This window comes from Clostridium gallinarum, assembly GCF_014836325.1.
Lineage (GTDB): Bacteria > Bacillota > Clostridia > Clostridiales > Clostridiaceae > Clostridium > Clostridium gallinarum.
The window spans coordinates 1-20,668 of sequence record NZ_JACSQZ010000012.1; the positions used below are offsets into that span (position 1 = coordinate 1).

Sequence of the window (20,668 nt, forward strand, 5' to 3'; positions counted from 1 at the left end):
TACTTATAGTATAAGTGAAATGAAAAATGTAAAATATATTAAAGAAATAATAAAAGAATTAGAAAATAACAATACTTTAACAATTTTAGGGTATAATAAACTAGAAAATAATAATTATAAGTTAAAGTGCATATTAGAAGGGAAAAAAGAAGATATTCTTAAAGATATTGAAAGCTTAAGCTGTTATGAAATTGTAAGTTATAATTTAAATTATGAAAATAAAAAAGTTTTTTTAGAATTAGAGTTAATAAACAAATAAATACATAAAATTACCGTTATATTAATTTAAATAATTGCATTTATTTGTGAATTTTGATAAAATACTTTTGTTATGTCATAGAGATTGTTATAAGTATGACTATTTAGTTTTCAATACTGTAAACTAATATGTAATAAAGTTTTTGGAGGGATATTTAATGATATCAGCAGGAGATTTAAGAAAAGGTACTACTTTCGAGCATGAAGGACAAGTTTTTACAGTAATAGACTTTTTACACGTTAAACCTGGAAAAGGTGCAGCTTTTGTAAGAACTAAACTTAGAAATGTTATTTCTGGGGGAGTTACTGATACAACTTTCAATCCTACAACTAAGCTTCAAGAAGCAGTAATAGAAAGAAAAGAAATGCAATACCTTTATTCAGATGGAGAATTATATTACTTCATGGATCAAGAAACTTTTGAACAAATACCATTAAACTATGAGAAAGTTGAAGATGCTATAAAGTTTATAAAAGAAAACATGTTTGCAGTAATTAAATTCTATAAGGGAGAAGCTTTCTCAGTAGAAGCTCCAAACTTTGTTGAATTATTAATAACTCAAGCTGATCCTGGAATTAAAGGAAATACAGCTACTAATGCTATGAAGCCTGCTACATTAGAAACTGGAGCAGTTGTAAATGTTCCTATGTTTGTTAATGAAGGGGATGTAATCAGAGTAGACACTAGAACTGGTGAATACATGGAAAGAGTATAATAAAGAAGGTGCTGTCGCACAATTTTAAATGTATAATGCTATAATTTTAAATTTTACATTTACATTAGGGGCTGTTTGCGACAGCCCCTTTATTCTATTATGCTTTTAAGTTTAGAAGTTTTGCTATATAATATAATAAAGCAAATAGATTAATCTGTTTTAAGGATGTGAAAATATGAGAAACTTTAAAGAAAACATTGAAAGCATTAAAGATGAAATATTATGTTTAGAAGATAATAAATATAAAAGAATATTTGAAAATTTATTATCGTTAATTGAAGACATGACTTATTCTATGGAGGAGATGAGCTATAAGCAAGAATCTTTAGAAGAAAGTGTTAAATATATGGATGAAGATATTATAGGATTACAAGATGAACTGTTTGAAGAAGTTTCTATTGATGATTTAATGGAGATAGAGGATGAATATTTAGAAGTTAATTGTAAACATTGTGATAAGCCATTATTTGTAGAAAAAGAATCTATAAATGAAAATAAGAGTATACCATGTCCATTTTGTAATAATGATGCAATTTAATAATATAAAATTTTTAATATAAGCTGTTGAGAATACTTAAGTATTTTCAGCAGCTTATATTTTTTATTGGTTTTAATGTAATCTTTAACATTTATAGAATAATCAAAAGTAAATAAATAGATTTTTATATAAAATTATTTTAAAAATATTTTACATATTTAATTATTAGTATGAATATTATTTGATAGATAGAAATAATCTTAAGTATACCTATAGAAAAGGACGTGATAAATTGATTAATGAAGATGAAATTTTAAGAGTACTGCCATTAGATATAAGTAATGAGATTAAAGGCTATCTTATAAACGAACCACTTCAAGAAATAAGGATAAAAGCTAATAAACCAATAATAGTTAATCTATCTAATAAAGAAGTTATATTGGATAGAATAGCAACTATAAATGATTTGAAACAAATATTGGTGAGGATATCTAATTATTCTCTATATGCTTATGAAGAAGAAATAAAACAAGGGTATATAACTATTAAAGGTGGTCATAGAATAGGAATGGCTGGAGAATGTGTAATATCTCAAGGGGAAGTTAAGACTATAAGAAATATATCTTCTATAAATATTAGAATATGTAGAGAAGTTAAGGGATCCTCTAATGAAATTATGAAATTTATAGTTTCTAAAGATAGAATATACAATACTTTAATTATATCTCCTCCTAAATGTGGCAAGACAACTATATTAAGGGATATTGCACGAAATATTTCTAATGGAATGGCTATTAATAATTTAAGTGGAAAAAAAGTATCAATAATAGATGAAAGAAGTGAAATAGCATCCTCTTTTAATGGAATTCCTCAATTAGATGTAGGAATTAGAAGTGATATTTTAGATAGCTGTTTTAAAAAAGATGGAATGATAATGGCTATAAGAAGCTTATCGCCAGAGGTACTTATATGTGATGAAATTGGTACTAGTGGAGAGATAGATGCTTTAAATATGGCTTTTAATTCAGGTGTAAATATAGTTGTAACTATCCATGGCTACAATATTGATGATGTTTATAAAAGAAGTGTATTTAAGGACCTATTAGAAAAATCTATTTTAGAAAGAATTGTTGTTTTAAGTAGTAGAAGAGGCCCAGGAACTATAGAAAATATATATTCAATAGGAAATGGAGGAGAAATTAAATGCTTAAAATAATAGCAATATCTATAATATTTTTATCAAGCAGTTATTTAGGATTTTACTATGGGCAAACATTTAATAGAAGAAGTAAACAATTAAAATCAGTGTTGAAATCAGTTATGTTTTTATGTAATGAAGTTATGTATTCAAATACTCCTCTACCAGAAGCTTTAAATTATGTATCTATAAAGGTAGAAGAGCCTGTAAGCTGTGTTTTGCTTAACGTAGGGAAAAGTCTAGAAAATGGAGATACAATGAGTGTATATGAAGCATTTAAGGAAGAGTATACAAAGAATAAAGCAGATTTTAATTTAAATGAAGGAGATAAAAATATAATAAAAGATTTTCTTAAGGGTCTTGGAGAGTCAGGAATTTATGGACAAGATAAATTATTTAATTTAACAATTGAAAATATGAAATTTAATTGTAAAAATGCAGATGAACTAGCAAAGAGAAATTCTAAAATGTATAGAGTAATAGGTATGTGTTTAGGGGCAATGATTGCAATTTTTTTATTTTAGTAGGAGGGAAATTAAATGTTAGATATAAGTATTTTATTTAAGATTGGAGCTATGGGAGTTTTAATTGTGGTAATTGACAAGGTTTTAAAAGCAAGTGGGAAAGATGATATAGCAGTAATAACAAATATTGCTGGTATAGTTATTATACTTATAACTGTTATAGGATTAATAAGTGATTTATTCAACACAGTTAGAACTATGTTTATGCTATAGGAGAAAGGTATGGATATTATAAAAATCGTAGGAGTTGCCTTTGTAGCGCTGTTTATATATCTTGTTTTTAAGGAAAGAAGAAACGATATAGCAACATTAATTTCATTAGTAGCTGGAGCTATACTATTCCTATTAGTTATTTCTAGTTTAACAGACATAATTTATTTTATAAGAGATATTTCTTCTAAGGCGAATATAGATACAGTTTATATTGGCGTAGTTTTAAAAATACTTGCAATATCTTATTTAGCAACATTTTGTAGTGAAATATGTAAGGATGCAGGTGCTTCAAGTATTGCTAGTAAAGTTGAATTTTCAGCTAAGATATTAATTTTAACTTTAGCAATACCTATACTTATGGCTGTTTTACAATCAATTTTACAAATATTGTAGGTGTTTATATGATTAAAAATATGTTATCAAATAGGCTTCTTAGAGGGATATTTATAATAATTATTATTTTTATAACTTATAACTCTAAAAATGTGTTTGCTAATGATGGAACTAATATAAATATTAATAATGAAATTACTGAAGAAAATATAATTTTAGATAATGAAGAAGTAAATAATAAATTAATTTCTCTTTACAATTATATAAATAATGTAAAGACAGATGTAGAAATTTTAAATGATTTAGATCCGGTAGAATATATAAAAGGATATATAGAAAATGGAGAAGGGGGGTTCTCCTTTAAGACTATAATTAATGCAATTAGTAGTTTTTTGTTTAAAGAAATAAAAACAGTACTTAGTTTATCAATAAGTATTATAGTAATTGCTATTATTTGCTCATTAATAAAAAATCTTCAATCTGCTTTTTCAAATGAAGGTATATCTAATATAGCATTTTTTGCTTGCTATGCGATACTTATAATTATATTATCAAAAAGTTTTATAGTATCAATTAATATAGCAATAGATATAATTAAAGATTTATCAGAATTTATGGGGGCTATATTACCTGTTTTAGTTATAATGCTTGGTTCAATTGGAGGATTTACACAAGCAGCTACTATGGATCCGATAATTATGGGAGCAACTTTATTAATTCCAAGGATATATACAACTGTTATAATTCCATTAATACTGATAACTTTTGTATTAGAATTTACAAATAATATTTCTTCGGAATATAAAATAGACAACTTATGTAAACTTATAAAACAAACCACTATATGGATGCAAGGAATAATTTTGACTATATTTATTGGATTATTGACTGTAAGAGGAATAACTTCTTCTACAATAGATGCAGTAACATTAAAAACAGCAAAATTTGCTATTGATAATTTTATACCTATAGTAGGTAAAGCTTTTTCAGATGCTATAGCATCTGTAGCTGGATATTCATTAGTTATAAAAAATGCAGTAAGTTCTATAGGATTAGTAATAATAATATTTATGATGCTTTATCCAATAATTAAGTTAATATTACTTTCCTTTGTTTATAAACTAACTGCAGCAGTTATAGAGCCTATAAGTGATAAAAGAATAACTAATGCAATTGGAGCAGCAGGGAATTCTTTAGTTTTATTAATGTCTTGTGTTTTGTCGGTTAGCTTAATGTTCTTTGTATTACTAGCAATAATGGCATCAGCAGGAAAATTTGTTATAGGAGGATAAAAAGATGAGTGAAATAAAAGGTTTTGTAATAACTTTAGTGACTATGCTTATCTTAATTACTGCGATAGAATTAATATCTCCAGATAATAGTATGAAAAAATATTTAAAATTTGTTTTAGGAACAATTTTAGTAGCAGTTATGATAAGTCCTATAATTTCAATAATTAGTAAAGGTGAAGATAATTTATCTAAAAAAATAATAGAATATTCTGAAATGGTAGAAAATAAGAGCTTAGAAACAATTAATATACAAAAAGAGGATGGAAGTAAGGTAGAATTTAAAAATAACTTGGAAGAAAATTGTAATTTATTGTTAAAAGAAAATTTTAATGAATTTGATTTTAAATCTTCAATAGATTGTGACATAAATATGACTCAAATAACATATTCAATTAATGAAGTTAAAGTTTTTGTTAAAGATAAATCTGTTTCTAAAATTGAAAAAATAATTATTAATAGTGGAAAGGAAAGTACAGAAGTTTCTTCTAATAATGAAGTTATTCAAAAGGAAGAAGAAATTACGAATTATTTAGCACAAACTTTAAATATATCAAAAGATAAAATAAAAATATATAAAATGAAATAATGGGAGTGAGAAAATGGGGAATAGTAAAATAAAAAACGATCTAGCAAACTTAATTAACAATAAAAAGTTTCTAAATGCTGTAGTAATTGCACTAATATTAGCTTTTGTATTACTTGCTATAAGTTTTTTAAGCACCACAAGAAAGAAGGATACTAAAGAATCATTAAGTACTAATGTATCAAACTCTAATAGTTTAGAAGAGGGAGCAAAAAATACTATAGATAACTATGAGGAAAATGAAAAACAAGAATTAACAAAGTTATTAGGAACAATAGAGAATGTTGGGCAGGTTGAGGTTATGATTTATTTTAAAACTGGTGAGGTTAAGGTACCAGCTATTGAAGAATCTATCCAAGAGGCAGTAACAGAAGAAACAGATAGTCAAGGAGGAAAGAGATCAACAACACAACAGACAGGGGGTAGTAAAGTTGTAATGTCTGGGGATAGTGGCAAAAATGAACCTTATATATTACAAGTAAATAAACCTGAAATTAATGGAGTTTTAATAGTAGCAGAAGGTGCTACTAGTGCAAAAGTTAAGTATGATATACAAGTAGCTGTATCTAGCTTATATGGAATTTCTTTAGATAAGGTTAATGTATATCCTATGAAAAATTAGCATATAAATAATATGAAAAATAGATGGGGGGAAATTAAAATGACAAAAAAACAATTTGGTATTATTTTCACACTTATGGCTCTTATAGTATGTGTAGGAGTTGTGGCAGCTAGGATAAATAAGACGGGGTTAAACGATCCAACAGATTTTAGTCAAGTAATATCACAATCTAATGAGGAGAAGGAAAAGGATAAGGATGAAGAAACTTTAGGAAGTCAAGAATATTTTTATGCTATAAGAAGTGAAAAGGATACAAAAGACTCAGTTACTATTCAAGGATTAAATGAGCTTATTGATAATGAACAAACATCACAAGAAGAAAAGGATTTAGCAGCAAATGAGTTAAGAGAAAAAACTATGTTAAAAGATAAAGAAGGAACAGTAGAAGTAAGTATAAAAAATAAAGGTTTTGAAGATGTACTATGCTCTATAGAAGGAGATAGTAATGTAAGAGTAGTTGTAAAAGCAGAGGAATTAACAGAAGCAGATACAGTTTCTATCCAAGAAATAGTAGAAAATGTTACAGGAATTAGTGATGTAATAATAGAACCTAAGAAATAATACATTGTAATATAAACAGTGCTTTGATATAATTAACATATGAAAGAGTTTTGAATTCAAAACGCTTAGGAGGTAATCAAATGGATAACAATAATTATGAAGAAAATTTAGGAATAGTTAAAATTTCCGATGAAGTTGTCAGTGTAATAGCTGGTATAGCAGCAGAAGAAATAAATGGTGTAGAAGATCTACAACATCCAGTAGGTAATAACATATCACAATTGCTAAAAGGAAAGAAAACATCAGGAAAAAATGTTAAGGTAACATTAAATGAAGATTTTGCAATAATAGAAATAAACTTAGCAGTTGAGTATGGAGTTAAAATACCAGAAGTAGTAAATGCAGTTCAAGAAAATGTTAAAAAAACTGTTGAAACTATGACAGGCTTAAATGTTAATTCAGTTAATGTTAATGTTCAAAGTATTTATGTACCAAAAACTGAAAAAGAAGAAATTAAAGAAAATTAAGCTAACCCTCTGATTTTTCAGAGGGTGTTTTTCTTGTGCTTTAAATAAATTTGTTGTAGTATATTTATGATTAGAAAGTTTTATAAAGTTAATAATATTATTAACGACACTTAGGAGGATAATATGAACAGAAAAAGATCAAGAGAAATAGCAATGGAATTACTATTTGGGATGACTTTAAGTAAAAATACATTAGAGGAAACAATTGAAAATTTCTTAGAAGACTATGAGATGAAGTTAAATACAATAGATTTAGAATACATAAAAAAGATTCTTGAGGACATAGAAAAAAATAAAGAGACTATTGATAAAAAAATAGAAGATGCTTTAACTAACTGGAAGATAGATAGAATTTCAAAGATAAACTTATCTATTTTAAGATTAGCTATAGGAGAAATGTTATACATAGAAGATGTACCAGAAAAAGTAGCAATTAATGAAGCTATTGAAATGACAAAAAAATATTCTGATGAAAAAAGTGTTTCTTTTATAAATGGGGTATTAGATAAAGCTTTTAAAAGTTTGTAATAAGAATGGGGGCTGTTTTATAATGGGGAAAATAATAGATGGTAAAAAGGTTGCTCAAGATATAAAGTTTGAAATTAAAAATTTTATTGATAAAAGAAAACAACAAGGACTAAGATTACCGAAAATAGTATCTATTTTAGTAGGTAACGATGAAGGATCTATTTATTATATAAACAGTCAAGAGAAGGTAGCAACATCTCTTGGCGTTGAATTTAATAAATTACTATTAGATAAAGATATTAAAGAAGAGGATCTTATAGAAAAAATAAAAAAGTTAAATAATGATAATAATGTTGATGGAATAATAATTCAATTACCATTACCTAGTAAATTAAATGAAAAAAGAATAATAAATACAATTTTACCAAGTAAAGACATTGATTGCTTAACATTTATAAATCAAGGAAAGCTTTATTGTGGTGATAAAGTATTTTTACCATGCACACCTAATTCTGTAATTACTTTATTAGAAAAATACAATGTAGAATTAGAAGGTAAAAATGTAGTAGTTATAGGAAGAAGCAATATAGTTGGAAAACCAGTAGCACAATTATTAGTTAATAAAAATGCAACTGTAACTATATGTCATTCTAAAACAAAAAATTTAAAAGAAATTTGTAAAAGAGCAGATATATTAGTTGTTGCTATAGGAAAAGCAAAGTTTATAGATAAAGAATATGTAAATGAAAACTCTATTATATTAGACGTAGGAACATCATCTTTAGATGGAAAGATAACTGGAGATGTTGATTTAGAAAATATTATTAATGAGATCAGTATGATAACACCAGTACCAGGTGGAGTCGGAGCATTGACAACAACGTTATTAATTAAGAATTCATGTGAGGCGTTAGAATATAATGAAAATGAAAACTTTAACAGTTAGTGAAGTTAATAATTATATAAAAAGAATTTTAGATAGTGATTTCATATTAAATAATATAGTAGTTAAAGGTGAAATATCTAATTTAAAATATCATAGTAGTGGACATATATATTTTTCATTAAAAGATTCAGTAAGTAAAATAAATTGTGTTATGTTTAAAAATAATAGTATGAATCTTGATTTTGAATTAGAAGATGGAATGGAAGTAGTAGCTAACGCAAGATGCTCTATTTATCAAGGAACAGGATCACTTCAATTATATATAGATAAACTTCAAAAAGAAGGATTAGGAGAGCTTCATATTAAATTAGAAATATTGAAAAAGAAATTACAAGAAGAAGGCTATTTTAATGAAGAATATAAAAAGCCTATTCCTAGAATGCCTAAAAGAATAGGAGTAGTAACTTCTGAAACAGGTGCTGTAATAAGAGATATAATTAATGTTACAAGAAGACGAAGTTCTTTAGTAGATATAGTTTTGTATCCAGCTTTAGTTCAAGGAGAAGGAGCGTATAAATCAATAATTAAAGGAATAGAATACTTTAATAAAGAAAAATCTGTAGATACTATTATTATTGGAAGAGGTGGAGGGTCTTTAGAAGAACTTTGGAACTTTAATGAAGAAGAATTAGCAAAAGAAATATTTAAATCAAAAATTCCAATAATATCAGCAGTTGGCCATGAAGTAGATTTTACAATTTCTGATTTAGTAAGTGACTTTAGAGCGTCTACTCCATCACAAGCTGCAGAAATAGCCGTTCCATTAGAAGAAGATATTTTAAAAACAATAAAAGATTTAGAAAATAAAATTAATAAAAGTGTTTTAGATGTATTATTATATGAGAAAGAGAAATTAAATAATTATAAAAGGTTATTAAATTCTAATAGTCCTGAAGTTATTTTATCTAATGCTTATTTAGAAATAGACAGAATAGAAGAAAGGGCTAGAAATATAGTTTTTAATAGATTAGAAAAAGAAAAATTCAAGATTAAAGCATTCAATGACTTACTAGAAGCTCATAATCCTTTAAATGTTTTAAAAAAAGGATATACAATTATTGAAGATAATAATAATAAAGTTATATCTTCTAAGTCTATGTTAAGTGATATTGATGAAGTTAATATAGTTTTTAGTGATGGTAAAGTAAAAAGTAAAATTTTAAAAGAAATTAAATAGTTAAAGGGAGTTGAAAGTTTATGGCTAAAAAGGAAAGCTATGAAGAAATGCTATATAATCTTCAAGATATCTTAAACAAAATGGAAAATAATGAACTTCCTCTTGAGGAATTAATGAAGGAATATGAAAGTGGCGTAAAATTAATAAATAAGCTATATAAGACTATAAATTCTTTAGAAGGTAAATTAACAGTTATAAAAGGAAATATGGAGATGGAGCTAAAGAATGAATAATAAAGTAGATTTTTATAGGGATTATATAAATAATTATTTAAATTTGTATTTTAAGGATAAAGGAAGTTATAATAGAATTATATATGATTCAGCAAGTTATAGTATTAATATAGGAGGTAAAAGAATAAGACCTATATTATTTTTATTAACATATGGATTATATAAAGACAATTTTGAAGACGTAATAGAAATGGCCTCAGCAATAGAGATGATTCATACTTATTCTCTTATACATGATGATTTACCATGTATGGATAATGATGATTTAAGAAGGGGAATGCCAACTAATCACAAAAAATTTGGGGAAAGTATAGCAGTTTTAGCGGGGGATATGTTATTAAATGAGGCAATGAGCTTACTTATGCAATTTTCGCTAAAAAATGGAAAAGAAGCATTGTTAGCATCTAAAGAAATTGCAGAAAGTTCTGGACCTGAAGGTATGATTGGCGGTCAGGTTGTCGATATTATAAACGAAGACAAATTAATAACAAAAGATGAACTTATATATATGCATAAAAAGAAAACTGGAGAGCTTATAAGGGTATCTGTAGTAGCTTCAGCTATTTTAGCAAATGCCCCTAAAAGTGATATAAATATATTAAATGATTTTGGTTTAAAACTTGGGTTAGCATTTCAAATTAAAGATGATATTTTAGATATTGTAGGGGATGTTTCAAAATTAGGCAAGAATACAAATAGCGATGAAAATAATAATAAATCAAATTTCATAAGTTTATTTGGATTAGATTATTGTGAAAGAGAATGTCTAAAATTAACAGAAGAATGTATACAATTGCTGGATGGCCTTTCTGTAGATGCTATAGAATTAAAAAAATTAACTCTAGATTTGTTAAATAGAGAATTTTAATAGAAAGAAAGGTTTAATTATGGGTAGAATATTAGAAAAAATTACTTCACCCGAAGAAGTAAAAAAATTAACTAATGTTGAATTGGAAGTTTTAGCTAGTGAGATAAGAGAATTTTTAATAGATAGTGTTTCTAAGACGGGTGGACATTTAGCTTCTAACTTAGGAGTAGTAGAACTTACATTAAGCTTATTTAAAAGTTTTAATTTAGAAAAAGATAAAATAGTATGGGATGTTGGACATCAATGCTATGTTCATAAAATATTAACTGGTAGAAAAGAACAATTTGATAAATTAAGAAAATATAATGGGTTAAGTGGTTTTCCAAAAAGATGTGAAAGTAAATATGATGCTTTTGATACAGGTCATAGTAGTACATCTATATCAGCAGCTTTAGGAATGGCTAGAGCTAGAGATATTAAAAAAGAAAAAAATGAAGTTATAGCAGTTATAGGAGATGGTGCCTTAACTGGTGGAATGGCTTTAGAAGCTTTAAATGATGTAGGATTTAATAAGACAAAAATGATAATTATATTAAATGATAATCAAATGTCTATTTCACCAAATGTAGGTGGATTATCTATGCATTTAAATAAATTAAGAATGGAACCTAAATATAATAAATTAAAATCAAATATTAATGAGACTTTAAAAACTTCAAAGACTGGAGAAAAAGTAGCTAGTTGTATATCTAGATTTAAAGATAGTTTAAAACAGTTTATTGTTCCTTCAATGTTATTTGAAGATATGGGATTGAAATATATAGGTCCAATAGATGGACATGACATAGAGAATTTAACCGAAGTATTTGAGATGGCAAAAAATATCGATGATCCAGTAATAATTCATGTTGTTACTAATAAAGGAAAAGGATATGAGTTAGCTGAGAAAAATCCAAATAAATATCATGGAGTGAGTCCTTTTGATTTAGAAAGTGGCGAAACTAATATACCAAGTAAAAAGAATTACTCTAAAGCTTTTGGAGAAGCAATGATAGAGCTTGCAAGGGAAGATGAAAGAATAGTAGCAATTACTGCAGCTATGCCAGATGGAACTGGGCTAAATAATTTTGCTAAAGAATTTCCAAATAGATTTTTTGATGTAGGTATAGCAGAAGGTCATGCTACTACTTTAGCAGCAGGATTTGCAGCAGCAAATTTAAAGCCAGTTTTTGCAGTATATTCAACATTCTTGCAAAGAGCATTTGATCAAGTCATTCATGATGTATGCATTCAAAATATGCCAGTAGTATTTGCTATAGATAGAGCAGGTTTAGTGGGTGAAGATGGGGAAACGCATCAAGGTATATTTGATTTATCATATTTATCAGAAATTCCCAATATGACTGTATTAGCACCAAAGCATTTAGATGAAGTAAAATCAATGTTATCATGGGCTTTAAATCATAATGGACCAGTTGCGATCAGATATCCAAGAGGAGCAGATATTTATAAGGATATAATCCCTCTAGAAAAAATTGAATATGGTAAATGGGAGAAAATAATTCTTGGAGATAAAATTGCTATTTTAGCTGTAGGAAAAATGCTGCAACATGCTTTATTAGCAAGAGAAATATTATCAAATAAGGGAATAAATCCTATGATAATTAATGCTAGCTTTATTAAGCCTTTAGATGTTGAATTATTGAAGGATTTAGTAAATGAGAATTATAATATTATAACGATAGAAGATAATATTACAAATGGTGGATTTGGAAGCTATGTTCTAATGAAATTAAATGAATTAGGATTTAAAAATAAATTTAAAGCTTTAGGGTTTAATGATACATTTGTTCCTCAAGGGGACGTAAAATTATTGTATAAAGAAAATAAATTAGATCCAGAGGGCATAGCAGAATCTATTATAGAACTTATTGAATAAAGGAGATAAAAATGTCTGTAAAAAAAGAAAGACTTGATATACTTTTAGTTGAAAAAGGAATATTTACTTCAAGAGAAAGAGCAAAAACAAATATAATGGCAGGTAAAATATTTGTTGATGGTCAAAGAGTAGATAAAGCAGGAGAAAAAGTTAATGTAGATGCAGAAATTATTTTTAAAGGTCAAGAAATGCCCTATGTAAGTAGAGGTGGACTTAAATTAGAAAAGGCAATGAAAGAGTTTAACATAACTTTAAATAATAAAGTATGTATGGATATTGGAGCTTCAACAGGTGGTTTTACAGATTGTATGTTACAAAATGGAGCAAGTAAAGTTTTTTCAGTAGATGTTGGGTATGGGCAATTTGCATGGAAATTAAGAACAGATCCAAGAGTTGTTTGTATGGAAAGAACTAATATTAGATATGTAACTCCTGAAGATATAGGAGAAAAGATAAATTTTGCATCTATTGATGTTTCATTTATTTCATTAAAAAAAATTATGCCAGCCACAATTAATTTACTAAGTGATGATGGTGAAGTAGTTGCATTAATAAAGCCTCAATTTGAAGCTGGTAAAGAAAAGGTTGGTAAAAAAGGTGTTGTAAGAGATATAAATGTTCATAAAGAAGTTGTAATGAGCATAGTGGAGCATTTACAAAAAGAAAATTTAAATGTTATTTCTTTAAGTTACTCACCTATAAAGGGACCAGAAGGAAATATTGAATATTTAGTATATTTTAGTAAAGATAAAAACAAAGAATCAAGTTTTAATATAGAAGACGTAGAAAAAGTTGTAAATGAATCTCATGATTTATTATAAATTATAAAGTTATTTTTATTGAAGACTTCTTGAATGTTTCAATGAAGTCTTTAATAAATAATATAGCTTAAAGTACACTATGGGGGGCATTATTGTGAAAAAAGTTGCTATTGCAATTAATTTAGCTAAAGATAAGAAAAAAGAGTTGGCTTTGATAGTAGAAAAAAAGCTATATGAATATTTCAAAGATGTAGAAATTATAATGTTAAATAGTTATGATATAATGAATTATAAATTTAAAGAATTATTAGATCTTATAATAGTATTAGGTGGAGATGGAACTATTTTAAGCGTTGCTAGAGGGATTAATGGAAAATTAGATGTACCAATACTTGGGATTAATATAGGAAATTTAGGATTTTTATCTAGTGTAGAGTTTTCGGAGATAGATAAAGCTTTTAAAAAAATAAAAGAAGGTAAATATACTTCTGAAAAAAGAATGCTTCTTACTTGTAGTTCGCCTATTGAGGGATTAAATAATGAAGCATTAGCTCTTAATGATATAGTAATTGCAAGAGGAACTTTATCTAGGATTATAAGATTTGAAATATTTATTGATGGAAAAAGATATTATAACTTTAAAGGTGATGGATTAATTATTGCGACACCTACTGGATCAACTGCTTATTCATTTTCAGCCGGAGGTCCTTTTGTTTATCCAACTGTTGATGCAATAACATTGACTCCTATATGCGCTCATACTACAGGAATTCAGCCAATAGTATTAAATAGTAATAGTAATATACAAGTTAAAATTAAAAATAATAGTGAAGAATTTAATATTATATTTGATGGACAAAGAACAATTACTCATAATAATGAGGCTATAATTGATATAAAGAAAGCAAAAGAATATGCTGAGATAATTTTATTTGATGATTATGATTATTTTAAAGTATTAAGGGCTAAAATTATAAATAATTGGAAAGATTGTGAAGGTGATTAATTTGAAGTCAAGAAGGCATAATAAGATACTAGAGATAATTAGTGAAAAAGATATAGAAACACAAGAGGAATTAGCCGAAGAACTTAAAAGAGCAGGATACGATGTTACTCAAGCTACAGTATCAAGAGATATAAAAATATTAAAGCTTATAAAAATGCAAGGAGCTTCAGGAAATTATAAATATGCAGCTTCTTCAAAGGAATCTAAGGATATAAATGATAAATTATCAAGTATATTAGCTAATGCTGCTATATCTGTAGAAAATGTAGATAACTTTGTTGTAGTAAAAACTTTAACAGGTTCTGCAATGGCAGTTGCAGAAGCTATTGATAATTTGTTTGATACTGAAGTGGCAGGAACAATTGCAGGGGATAATACTATATTTATTTTAGCTAGAAGTTTAGATAAAGCTGAAGAGTTAGTTGACAAAGTTAGAAGAATGATATTATAAATTAAAGGTGATATTAAATGTTATTACAATTAAATATTAAAAATTTTGCTTTAATAAGAGAATTATGTGTTGAATTTGATAGTGGATTTAACATTTTATCTGGAGAAACAGGAGCAGGTAAATCAATATTAATAGATACTATTGATTATGTACTAGGAGGAAAGTTTTCAAAGGATTTAATAAGATATGGAGAAAGTAAGACCTTTGTAGAAGCTATTTTTTCTATAGATAATAAAGAACTTACAAATATTTTAAAAGAATTAGATATAGATGATGAAATATTAATAATTTCAAGAGAAACAACATTATCAGGAAAAAGTATAATAAAGATAAATGGAAAATCAGTAGTCTTATCCTATTTAAAAAGAGTAAGAGAAAAACTACTAGATATACATGGTCAACATCAAAATCAAAATTTATTAAATAAATCTTATCATATACTATATTTAGACGATTATATTGGAGAAGAAATATATAATCATCTTGAGGAATATGATAATTTAAGAAAAGAACAAAATTTAATTATTGAAAAAATTAAAGAATTAAATGGGAACACAGATAGAGATAAACTTTTAGATTATATAAAATTTCAAATTGATGATATAGAAAAAGCTAATCTTAAGATAAATGAAGAAGAAGATTTAAAAGAAGAATTTAATCTTCTTTCTAATGCTGAAAAAATTTCCTTAGCTTTAAGTAAAAGTTATTCTATATTAGATAGTTCTATGGAAGGAATTTCTGTAATAGAAGGAATTTCAAAAGTAGTAAATGAATTATCATCTGTTGAAAAGCATTTTGAAAAAATTAAAGATAAAAGAGAAAAAGTAGAAGATTCTTTATATATTTTAGAAGAAATAGCTAGAGAAATAAGAGATATTTCTTCTGAAATTTACTATGATGAATTTGAACTTGAAAAAATTAATTCACGAATATATGAAATTAGTTTATATAAGAAAAAATATGGAGAATCTGTTGAGGATATATTAAATTACTTAAAAAATTTAAAAACTCAATATGAAGAACTAGTTAATTCAGAAGAAATTATAAAAGAATTAACTAGTAAAAAAGAGAAAATAGAAGAAGAAATGAATGCTATATGCGATAAAATGCATAGTATTAGAATTAAATACTCTGAAAATCTTGAAAGAGAAATAAAAGATGAATTAAATTATGTAGGAATGGAAAAGGCAGAGATAAAAATACAAATAGAAAAAAGTAATATATTTAATTCTAGAGGTACAGATGATGTAACTTTCTTAATTTCAACTAATCCAGGAGAACCTTTAAAGGTTTTAGAAAAAGTAGTTTCTGGTGGAGAACTTTCAAGAATTATGCTAGCCATGAAGTGTGTATTTGTGGACAAAGATCAAATACCTACCTTGATTTTTGATGAAATAGATACAGGAATAAGTGGTACTATAGCAAAGAGAGTTGGAGAAAAGATGTATGAAGTGTCAGTAAAACATCAAGTTTTATGTATAACACATTTACCTCAAATTGCTGCATTATCTGATTGTCATTATTTTGTTTCAAAAAAAGTTGAAAATGGAAAAACTTTTACTGAAATTAGAACATTAGATAAGGATGAAAAAATAGAAGAAATAGCAAAAATGACTAGTGGTGATGAAGTTAGTGATGTAACTTTAGAAAATGCAACTGAAATGGTAGCTTTTGCTGAACTAAAAAAGCAAGAAATAGTAAAATCAATACGATAAAAATACATAAGTATAGAAATTTTTGAACAAACTAAAATTATGGTTATTTGCCATGATTTTAGTTTTTTATTTTTTTACGCTATTTCTTTTAAATTTTTAACGATTTTAACAAACTTAATACAGCATATATAGGTGGACATAAGGGAAAGTTAATTACAGAAGCAAAGGAGGAGATAAAATGAAAAATAAAAAAATTAAATATTTAGGTATGATAATAGCTCCAATGTTGATTCTGAGTTTATTTAGATATTTCTATTTATTTAACTTGCCAGAAAAAATATATATAAATGAGGATACTAATACTATTAAAGTATCAGATAATATTTTTATAAAAGATAGCAAGGTAATAAAAGATAAGCTAGAGTTAAAACTTCTTGGTTTGATACCTATAAAGTCAGTATCAGTATCTAAGATTAAAGATTTAGAAGTATATCCTGGTGGCGTAAATGTTGGAATAAAGATATCTACAAAAGGGGTATTAGTTGTTGGACATTCAGATATTAATACAATGGAAGGAAAAGTTGAAAGTCCAGCAAAAGCTTCAGGAATAGAGTTGGGTGATATAATTACAAAAATTAATGGAGAAGAAATAAAAAATTCTAGAGATTTATCGCAAAAAATAAACAATTTAGAAGAAGATACAATAACAGTAGAATATTTAAGAAATGGAATTAATATAGAAAAAGACATTCACATGAAAAAAGAAAATAGTGAGTATAAATTAGGGCTTTGGATTAGGGATTCTACAGCAGGAATTGGAACTTTAACTTTTTATGATGAAAATACTAATTTATTTGGTGCTTTAGGGCATCCAATTACAGATGGTGATACAAATAGACCTTTTGTAATAAAAGATGGAAATTTACTTAATTCATCTGTAATAAGTGTTAGAAAAGGAGAAAAAGGTGCTCCTGGAGAATTAAAAGGATTATTTGTAAATGAAAAAGAAAGTTTAGGTAATATAGAAAAGAATACAGAGGCAGGTATATTTGGAAATGGAAGCAGTAAATTAATAAATCCAGTATTTAGTAAACCTTTAAAAGTTGGATTTAGAAGCGAAATAAAAGAAGGAGCTGCTAAAATAATTACAACTATAGATGAAGAAGGTCCAAAGACTTATGATATAGAAATAATTAAATTGTTACCACAAGAAGAACCAGGTGGTAAAAGTATGGTTATTAAAATAGTAGACGAGGAATTATTGAGTAAGACTGGAGGAATAGTTCAAGGAATGAGTGGAAGTCCTATAATACAAGATGATAAGCTCATAGGTGCAGTAACTCATGTTTTAATTAATAAGCCTGATGTAGGATATGGTATATATATAGAATGGATGCTAAAGGATGCGGGGATAATTGACTAAAATAATACTAGATTTTAATATAAATATATAGTAAAGACATATATTTTGAAAAATTTGTAAAAAAACTATTTTATTTAAAAAAATTGTGTTATAATGATAGCATATCCGAATAAAATTATAAGTATTAATTATACATGTATAATTAATACTTATAAATTGTTTATAAAGAGAAAAAATTAGAGAATTATAAACTACTTATTTTATATGGCGTATTCGGGAAGATGGGGGAGAAAAGTATGAATGATTCAAAAATTTCAGTTTTAATAGCTGATGATAACAAAGAGTTTTGCAGTATATTAAATGATTATTTATTAAATCAAAGGGATATAATAGTTACTGCAGTGGCTAAAGATGGAAGGGAAGCTTTAGCATTAATCGAAGAAAAACAACCAGATTTAGTGGTATTAGATATAATTATGCCACATTTAGATGGCTTAGGTGTTTTAGAAAAATTAAATTCTATGCACTTAGAGAAAATGCCAAGAATAATAGTACTTTCTGCAGTAGGTCAAGATAAAATTACTCAAAAAGCTATTACATTAGGTGCTGACTATTATGTAGTTAAACCTTTTGATATGGATATTTTTACAAAAAGAATTAGAGAACTTTTTAATGGTAGCTCTAATGAAATAATAAAAAGACAAACAAGTACTGTTGTTGAAAATGATGTAAAGCAAACACTTAAGGGACCTATGGATTTAGAAACGGAAATAACTAATATAATTCATGAAATTGGTGTTCCTGCACATATTAAAGGATATATGTATTTAAGAGAAGCAATAACTATGGTAGTGAATGATATGGAACTTCTTTCTGCGGTTACTAAAGAATTATATCCTTCAATAGCTAAAAAGTACAACACAACTGCATCAAGAGTTGAAAGAGCAATTAGACATGCTATAGAAGTTGCTTGGGGTAGAGGTCAAGTGGATGCTATAAATAAGCTATTTGGATACACAATTCACAATGAAAAAGGAAAACCCACTAATAGTGAATTCATTGCAATAATAGCTGATAAGCTAAGACTTAAGAATAAAGTAAGCTAAAAAACAATTATAAAGACACTTTTGATTAATAAAATTTTAGTCAAAGGTGTTTTTCTGAATTAAAGATTTATAGGAGAAAATATGGATTTAAAAGAAAAAGTATTAAATGAAAAATTAATTTATAAAGGAAGCTTTATAGATGTATTAAATATTAATGTTGAGTTACCAAATGGAAAAAATACATCTAGAGATATTATAAAACACCCAGGAGCAACTGCTATAATACCTTTTATTGATGAAGAAAATATTATATTAGTAGAACAATTTAGATTAGCTTTAAATAAAAATTTATTAGAAATACCAGCAGGAAAGCTTGATAAGGGAGAAGAACCAATAAAATGTGCTAAAAGAGAATTGCAAGAGGAAACAGGTTATATAGCAAATAATTTAGAATATTTAGGATGTATGGCTACTGCACCTGGATTTTGTGATGAAATAATTTATTTATATAAAGCTAGTAATTTAACAATAGGGAATAAAAACGAAGATGATGATGAATTTACTAATGTTAAGATAGTAAATATAAATAAAGTTAAAGAGATGATTAAAAATGGAGAAATTATTGATGGAAAAACTATAAGTATTTTTACATATTTATAAATGTTTTATATGCTATATTAAGTAGACTTTGATTCTATTTAATATAGCTTTTTTACTCTTTGGAAGTGATAAGGTATCATATCAAGGTGACTGGAATCTATAAGGCAGATTCCAGATATGATACCTTAACACTTTTTATTTTTATAATTTTTTTTATTTACATATATTCAATTATGAATATTACTTAAAAGACTTTCATATTATGTTTTATAGCAACTTTATGGGGGGAGTATTATGAATTTAATAGAAAAAATGAACACAAATTTTAAAGAAAATAATTTTTTTTACTTAATGGTATTAACATTTTTCTTTGTTGGCATATTACTAGGTGCATATACCATAAAATATATGGATGGAGTAGATGCAAAGGATTTATCTGACTATTTCACAAGTTTTGTTAAAAGTATTAATAATCAAGAGATAAAAACTAATGAACTTTTATTTAGTATAATAAAAAATAATATATTAATTATTATACTTATAATAGCACTAGGATTTACTATATTTGGTGCTCCTTTAGTATTAATTATAGATTTAATAAAGGGATATACCTTAGGATATACCTTTAGTTTTTTAATAACTACATTTGAAGGAAAAGGAATATGGATAGCATTAACTTCTACTATACCGCAAAATTTACTTTATATACCTTTTTTTGTAGGTATAAGTATAATTTCATTGGAATTATCTTCTGTTAAAGTAAAAGAAAAATTCTTTGGTGGAGCAAGATTTAATAAGAATGTTTTAAATGGATTAGTTATGAAATTATCCTTTTTCTTTGTTTTATTCATATTAGGAGTTTTTATAGAGTGCTATATAAGTCCGGGATTAATGAAGATAGTGATTACAAATGTTTATAAAATAACCTAATCTAATGAAAATAAAGAAGGAATTATGTTTTTTTTGTCGA

Annotated in this window: 26 protein-coding genes; all 26 read left to right on the top strand. The window is 26.2% G+C overall.

From position 1 onward, the window contains the following. The coding region (locus H9660_RS04900; protein WP_191749123.1) for a hypothetical protein at positions 1-259 on the top strand (259 nt) is incomplete at its 5' end. A gap of 157 nt (positions 260-416) precedes the next feature. Further along, positions 417-974, top strand: coding sequence for an elongation factor P (gene efp, locus H9660_RS04905; protein ID WP_191749125.1), 558 nt, complete (start codon positions 417-419; stop codon positions 972-974). A gap of 175 nt (positions 975-1,149) precedes the next feature. Further along, positions 1,150-1,512 carry a CD1247 N-terminal domain-containing protein gene (locus H9660_RS04910; RefSeq protein WP_191749127.1) on the top strand — a complete coding sequence of 121 codons (363 nt, stop codon included), beginning with the start codon at positions 1,150-1,152 and terminating at the stop codon, positions 1,510-1,512. Between the two features lie 232 nt (positions 1,513-1,744). Then, a complete protein-coding gene (gene spoIIIAA, locus H9660_RS04915; RefSeq protein WP_191749129.1) occupies positions 1,745-2,668 on the top strand; it encodes a stage III sporulation protein AA in 924 nt (307 codons plus the stop codon). Further along, positions 2,656-3,174, top strand: coding sequence for a stage III sporulation protein SpoIIIAB (gene spoIIIAB / locus H9660_RS04920; RefSeq protein ID WP_191749131.1), 519 nt, complete (start codon positions 2,656-2,658; stop codon positions 3,172-3,174). The genes spoIIIAA and spoIIIAB overlap by 13 nt, the downstream gene beginning before the upstream one ends. Before the next feature lie 15 nt (positions 3,175-3,189). Further along, entirely contained in the window at positions 3,190-3,387 is a 198-nt protein-coding gene (gene spoIIIAC / locus H9660_RS04925; protein ID WP_191749133.1) for a stage III sporulation protein AC, read from the top strand. Between the two features lie 9 nt (positions 3,388-3,396). Continuing rightward, positions 3,397-3,780, top strand: a complete 384-nt coding sequence (spoIIIAD, locus tag H9660_RS04930) for a stage III sporulation protein AD (RefSeq protein ID WP_191749135.1) — start codon at positions 3,397-3,399, stop codon at positions 3,778-3,780. Positions 3,781-3,788: 8 nt separating this feature from the next. Continuing rightward, positions 3,789-5,012 carry a stage III sporulation protein AE gene (gene spoIIIAE / locus H9660_RS04935; RefSeq protein ID WP_191749137.1) on the top strand — a complete coding sequence of 408 codons (1,224 nt, stop codon included), beginning with the start codon at positions 3,789-3,791 and terminating at the stop codon, positions 5,010-5,012. Positions 5,013-5,016: 4 nt separating this feature from the next. Beyond that, complete coding sequence (locus H9660_RS04940; RefSeq protein ID WP_191749139.1) at positions 5,017-5,598, top strand: stage III sporulation protein AF; 582 nt, start codon at positions 5,017-5,019, stop codon at positions 5,596-5,598. Between the two features lie 13 nt (positions 5,599-5,611). Further along, a complete protein-coding gene (spoIIIAG, locus tag H9660_RS04945; protein ID WP_191749142.1) occupies positions 5,612-6,217 on the top strand; it encodes a stage III sporulation protein AG in 606 nt (201 codons plus the stop codon). Positions 6,218-6,256: 39 nt separating this feature from the next. After that, positions 6,257-6,778, top strand: coding sequence for a SpoIIIAH-like family protein (locus tag H9660_RS04950; RefSeq protein ID WP_191749144.1), 522 nt, complete (start codon positions 6,257-6,259; stop codon positions 6,776-6,778). An 80-nt stretch (positions 6,779-6,858) separates the two neighbouring features. After that, the gene (locus H9660_RS04955; protein WP_191749146.1) at positions 6,859-7,245 is read left to right on the top strand and encodes an Asp23/Gls24 family envelope stress response protein; all 387 of its coding nucleotides are present in this window, start codon (positions 6,859-6,861) and stop codon (positions 7,243-7,245) included. 123 nt (positions 7,246-7,368) lie between these two features. Further along, entirely contained in the window at positions 7,369-7,773 is a 405-nt protein-coding gene (nusB, locus tag H9660_RS04960) for a transcription antitermination factor NusB (RefSeq protein WP_191749148.1), read from the top strand. 22 nt (positions 7,774-7,795) lie between these two features. Continuing rightward, a complete protein-coding gene (locus H9660_RS04965; protein ID WP_191749150.1) occupies positions 7,796-8,659 on the top strand; it encodes a tetrahydrofolate dehydrogenase/cyclohydrolase catalytic domain-containing protein in 864 nt (287 codons plus the stop codon). Beyond that, positions 8,634-9,836 carry an exodeoxyribonuclease VII large subunit gene (gene xseA, locus H9660_RS04970; RefSeq protein ID WP_191749152.1) on the top strand — a complete coding sequence of 401 codons (1,203 nt, stop codon included), beginning with the start codon at positions 8,634-8,636 and terminating at the stop codon, positions 9,834-9,836. The genes H9660_RS04965 and xseA overlap by 26 nt, the downstream gene beginning before the upstream one ends. Positions 9,837-9,856: 20 nt before the next feature. Beyond that, entirely contained in the window at positions 9,857-10,069 is a 213-nt protein-coding gene (xseB, locus tag H9660_RS04975) for an exodeoxyribonuclease VII small subunit (protein WP_191749155.1), read from the top strand. After that, positions 10,062-10,937 carry a polyprenyl synthetase family protein gene (locus H9660_RS04980; RefSeq protein WP_191749157.1) on the top strand — a complete coding sequence of 292 codons (876 nt, stop codon included), beginning with the start codon at positions 10,062-10,064 and terminating at the stop codon, positions 10,935-10,937. Before xseB ends, H9660_RS04980 begins: the two co-directional genes overlap by 8 nt. Before the next feature lie 19 nt (positions 10,938-10,956). Continuing rightward, positions 10,957-12,816 (top strand): 1-deoxy-D-xylulose-5-phosphate synthase, encoded by a 1,860-nt coding sequence (dxs, locus tag H9660_RS04985; protein WP_191749159.1) that lies wholly within the window; start codon positions 10,957-10,959, stop codon positions 12,814-12,816. Positions 12,817-12,827: 11 nt separating this feature from the next. After that, a complete protein-coding gene (locus tag H9660_RS04990) occupies positions 12,828-13,637 on the top strand; it encodes a TlyA family RNA methyltransferase (RefSeq protein ID WP_191749161.1) in 810 nt (269 codons plus the stop codon). A 94-nt stretch (positions 13,638-13,731) separates the two neighbouring features. Then, entirely contained in the window at positions 13,732-14,583 is an 852-nt protein-coding gene (locus H9660_RS04995; RefSeq protein ID WP_191749164.1) for an NAD(+)/NADH kinase, read from the top strand. Between the two features lies 1 nt (position 14,584). Beyond that, the gene (locus H9660_RS05000; protein WP_191749311.1) at positions 14,585-15,034 is read left to right on the top strand and encodes an arginine repressor; all 450 of its coding nucleotides are present in this window, start codon (positions 14,585-14,587) and stop codon (positions 15,032-15,034) included. Between the two features lie 17 nt (positions 15,035-15,051). Further along, positions 15,052-16,749, top strand: coding sequence for a DNA repair protein RecN (gene recN / locus H9660_RS05005; protein WP_191749166.1), 1,698 nt, complete (start codon positions 15,052-15,054; stop codon positions 16,747-16,749). A gap of 178 nt (positions 16,750-16,927) precedes the next feature. Further along, on the top strand, positions 16,928-18,112 hold the full coding sequence (gene spoIVB / locus H9660_RS05010; protein ID WP_191749168.1) for a SpoIVB peptidase: 1,185 nt from the start codon (positions 16,928-16,930) through the stop codon (positions 18,110-18,112). A 236-nt stretch (positions 18,113-18,348) separates the two neighbouring features. Beyond that, positions 18,349-19,158 (top strand): sporulation transcription factor Spo0A, encoded by an 810-nt coding sequence (spo0A, locus tag H9660_RS05015; RefSeq protein WP_191749170.1) that lies wholly within the window; start codon positions 18,349-18,351, stop codon positions 19,156-19,158. A gap of 81 nt (positions 19,159-19,239) precedes the next feature. Continuing rightward, the gene (locus H9660_RS05020) at positions 19,240-19,758 is read left to right on the top strand and encodes an NUDIX domain-containing protein (protein WP_191749172.1); all 519 of its coding nucleotides are present in this window, start codon (positions 19,240-19,242) and stop codon (positions 19,756-19,758) included. Between the two features lie 234 nt (positions 19,759-19,992). Beyond that, complete coding sequence (gene spoIIM, locus H9660_RS05025) at positions 19,993-20,628, top strand: stage II sporulation protein M (protein WP_191749174.1); 636 nt, start codon at positions 19,993-19,995, stop codon at positions 20,626-20,628. Positions 20,629-20,668 lie beyond the last annotated feature (40 nt).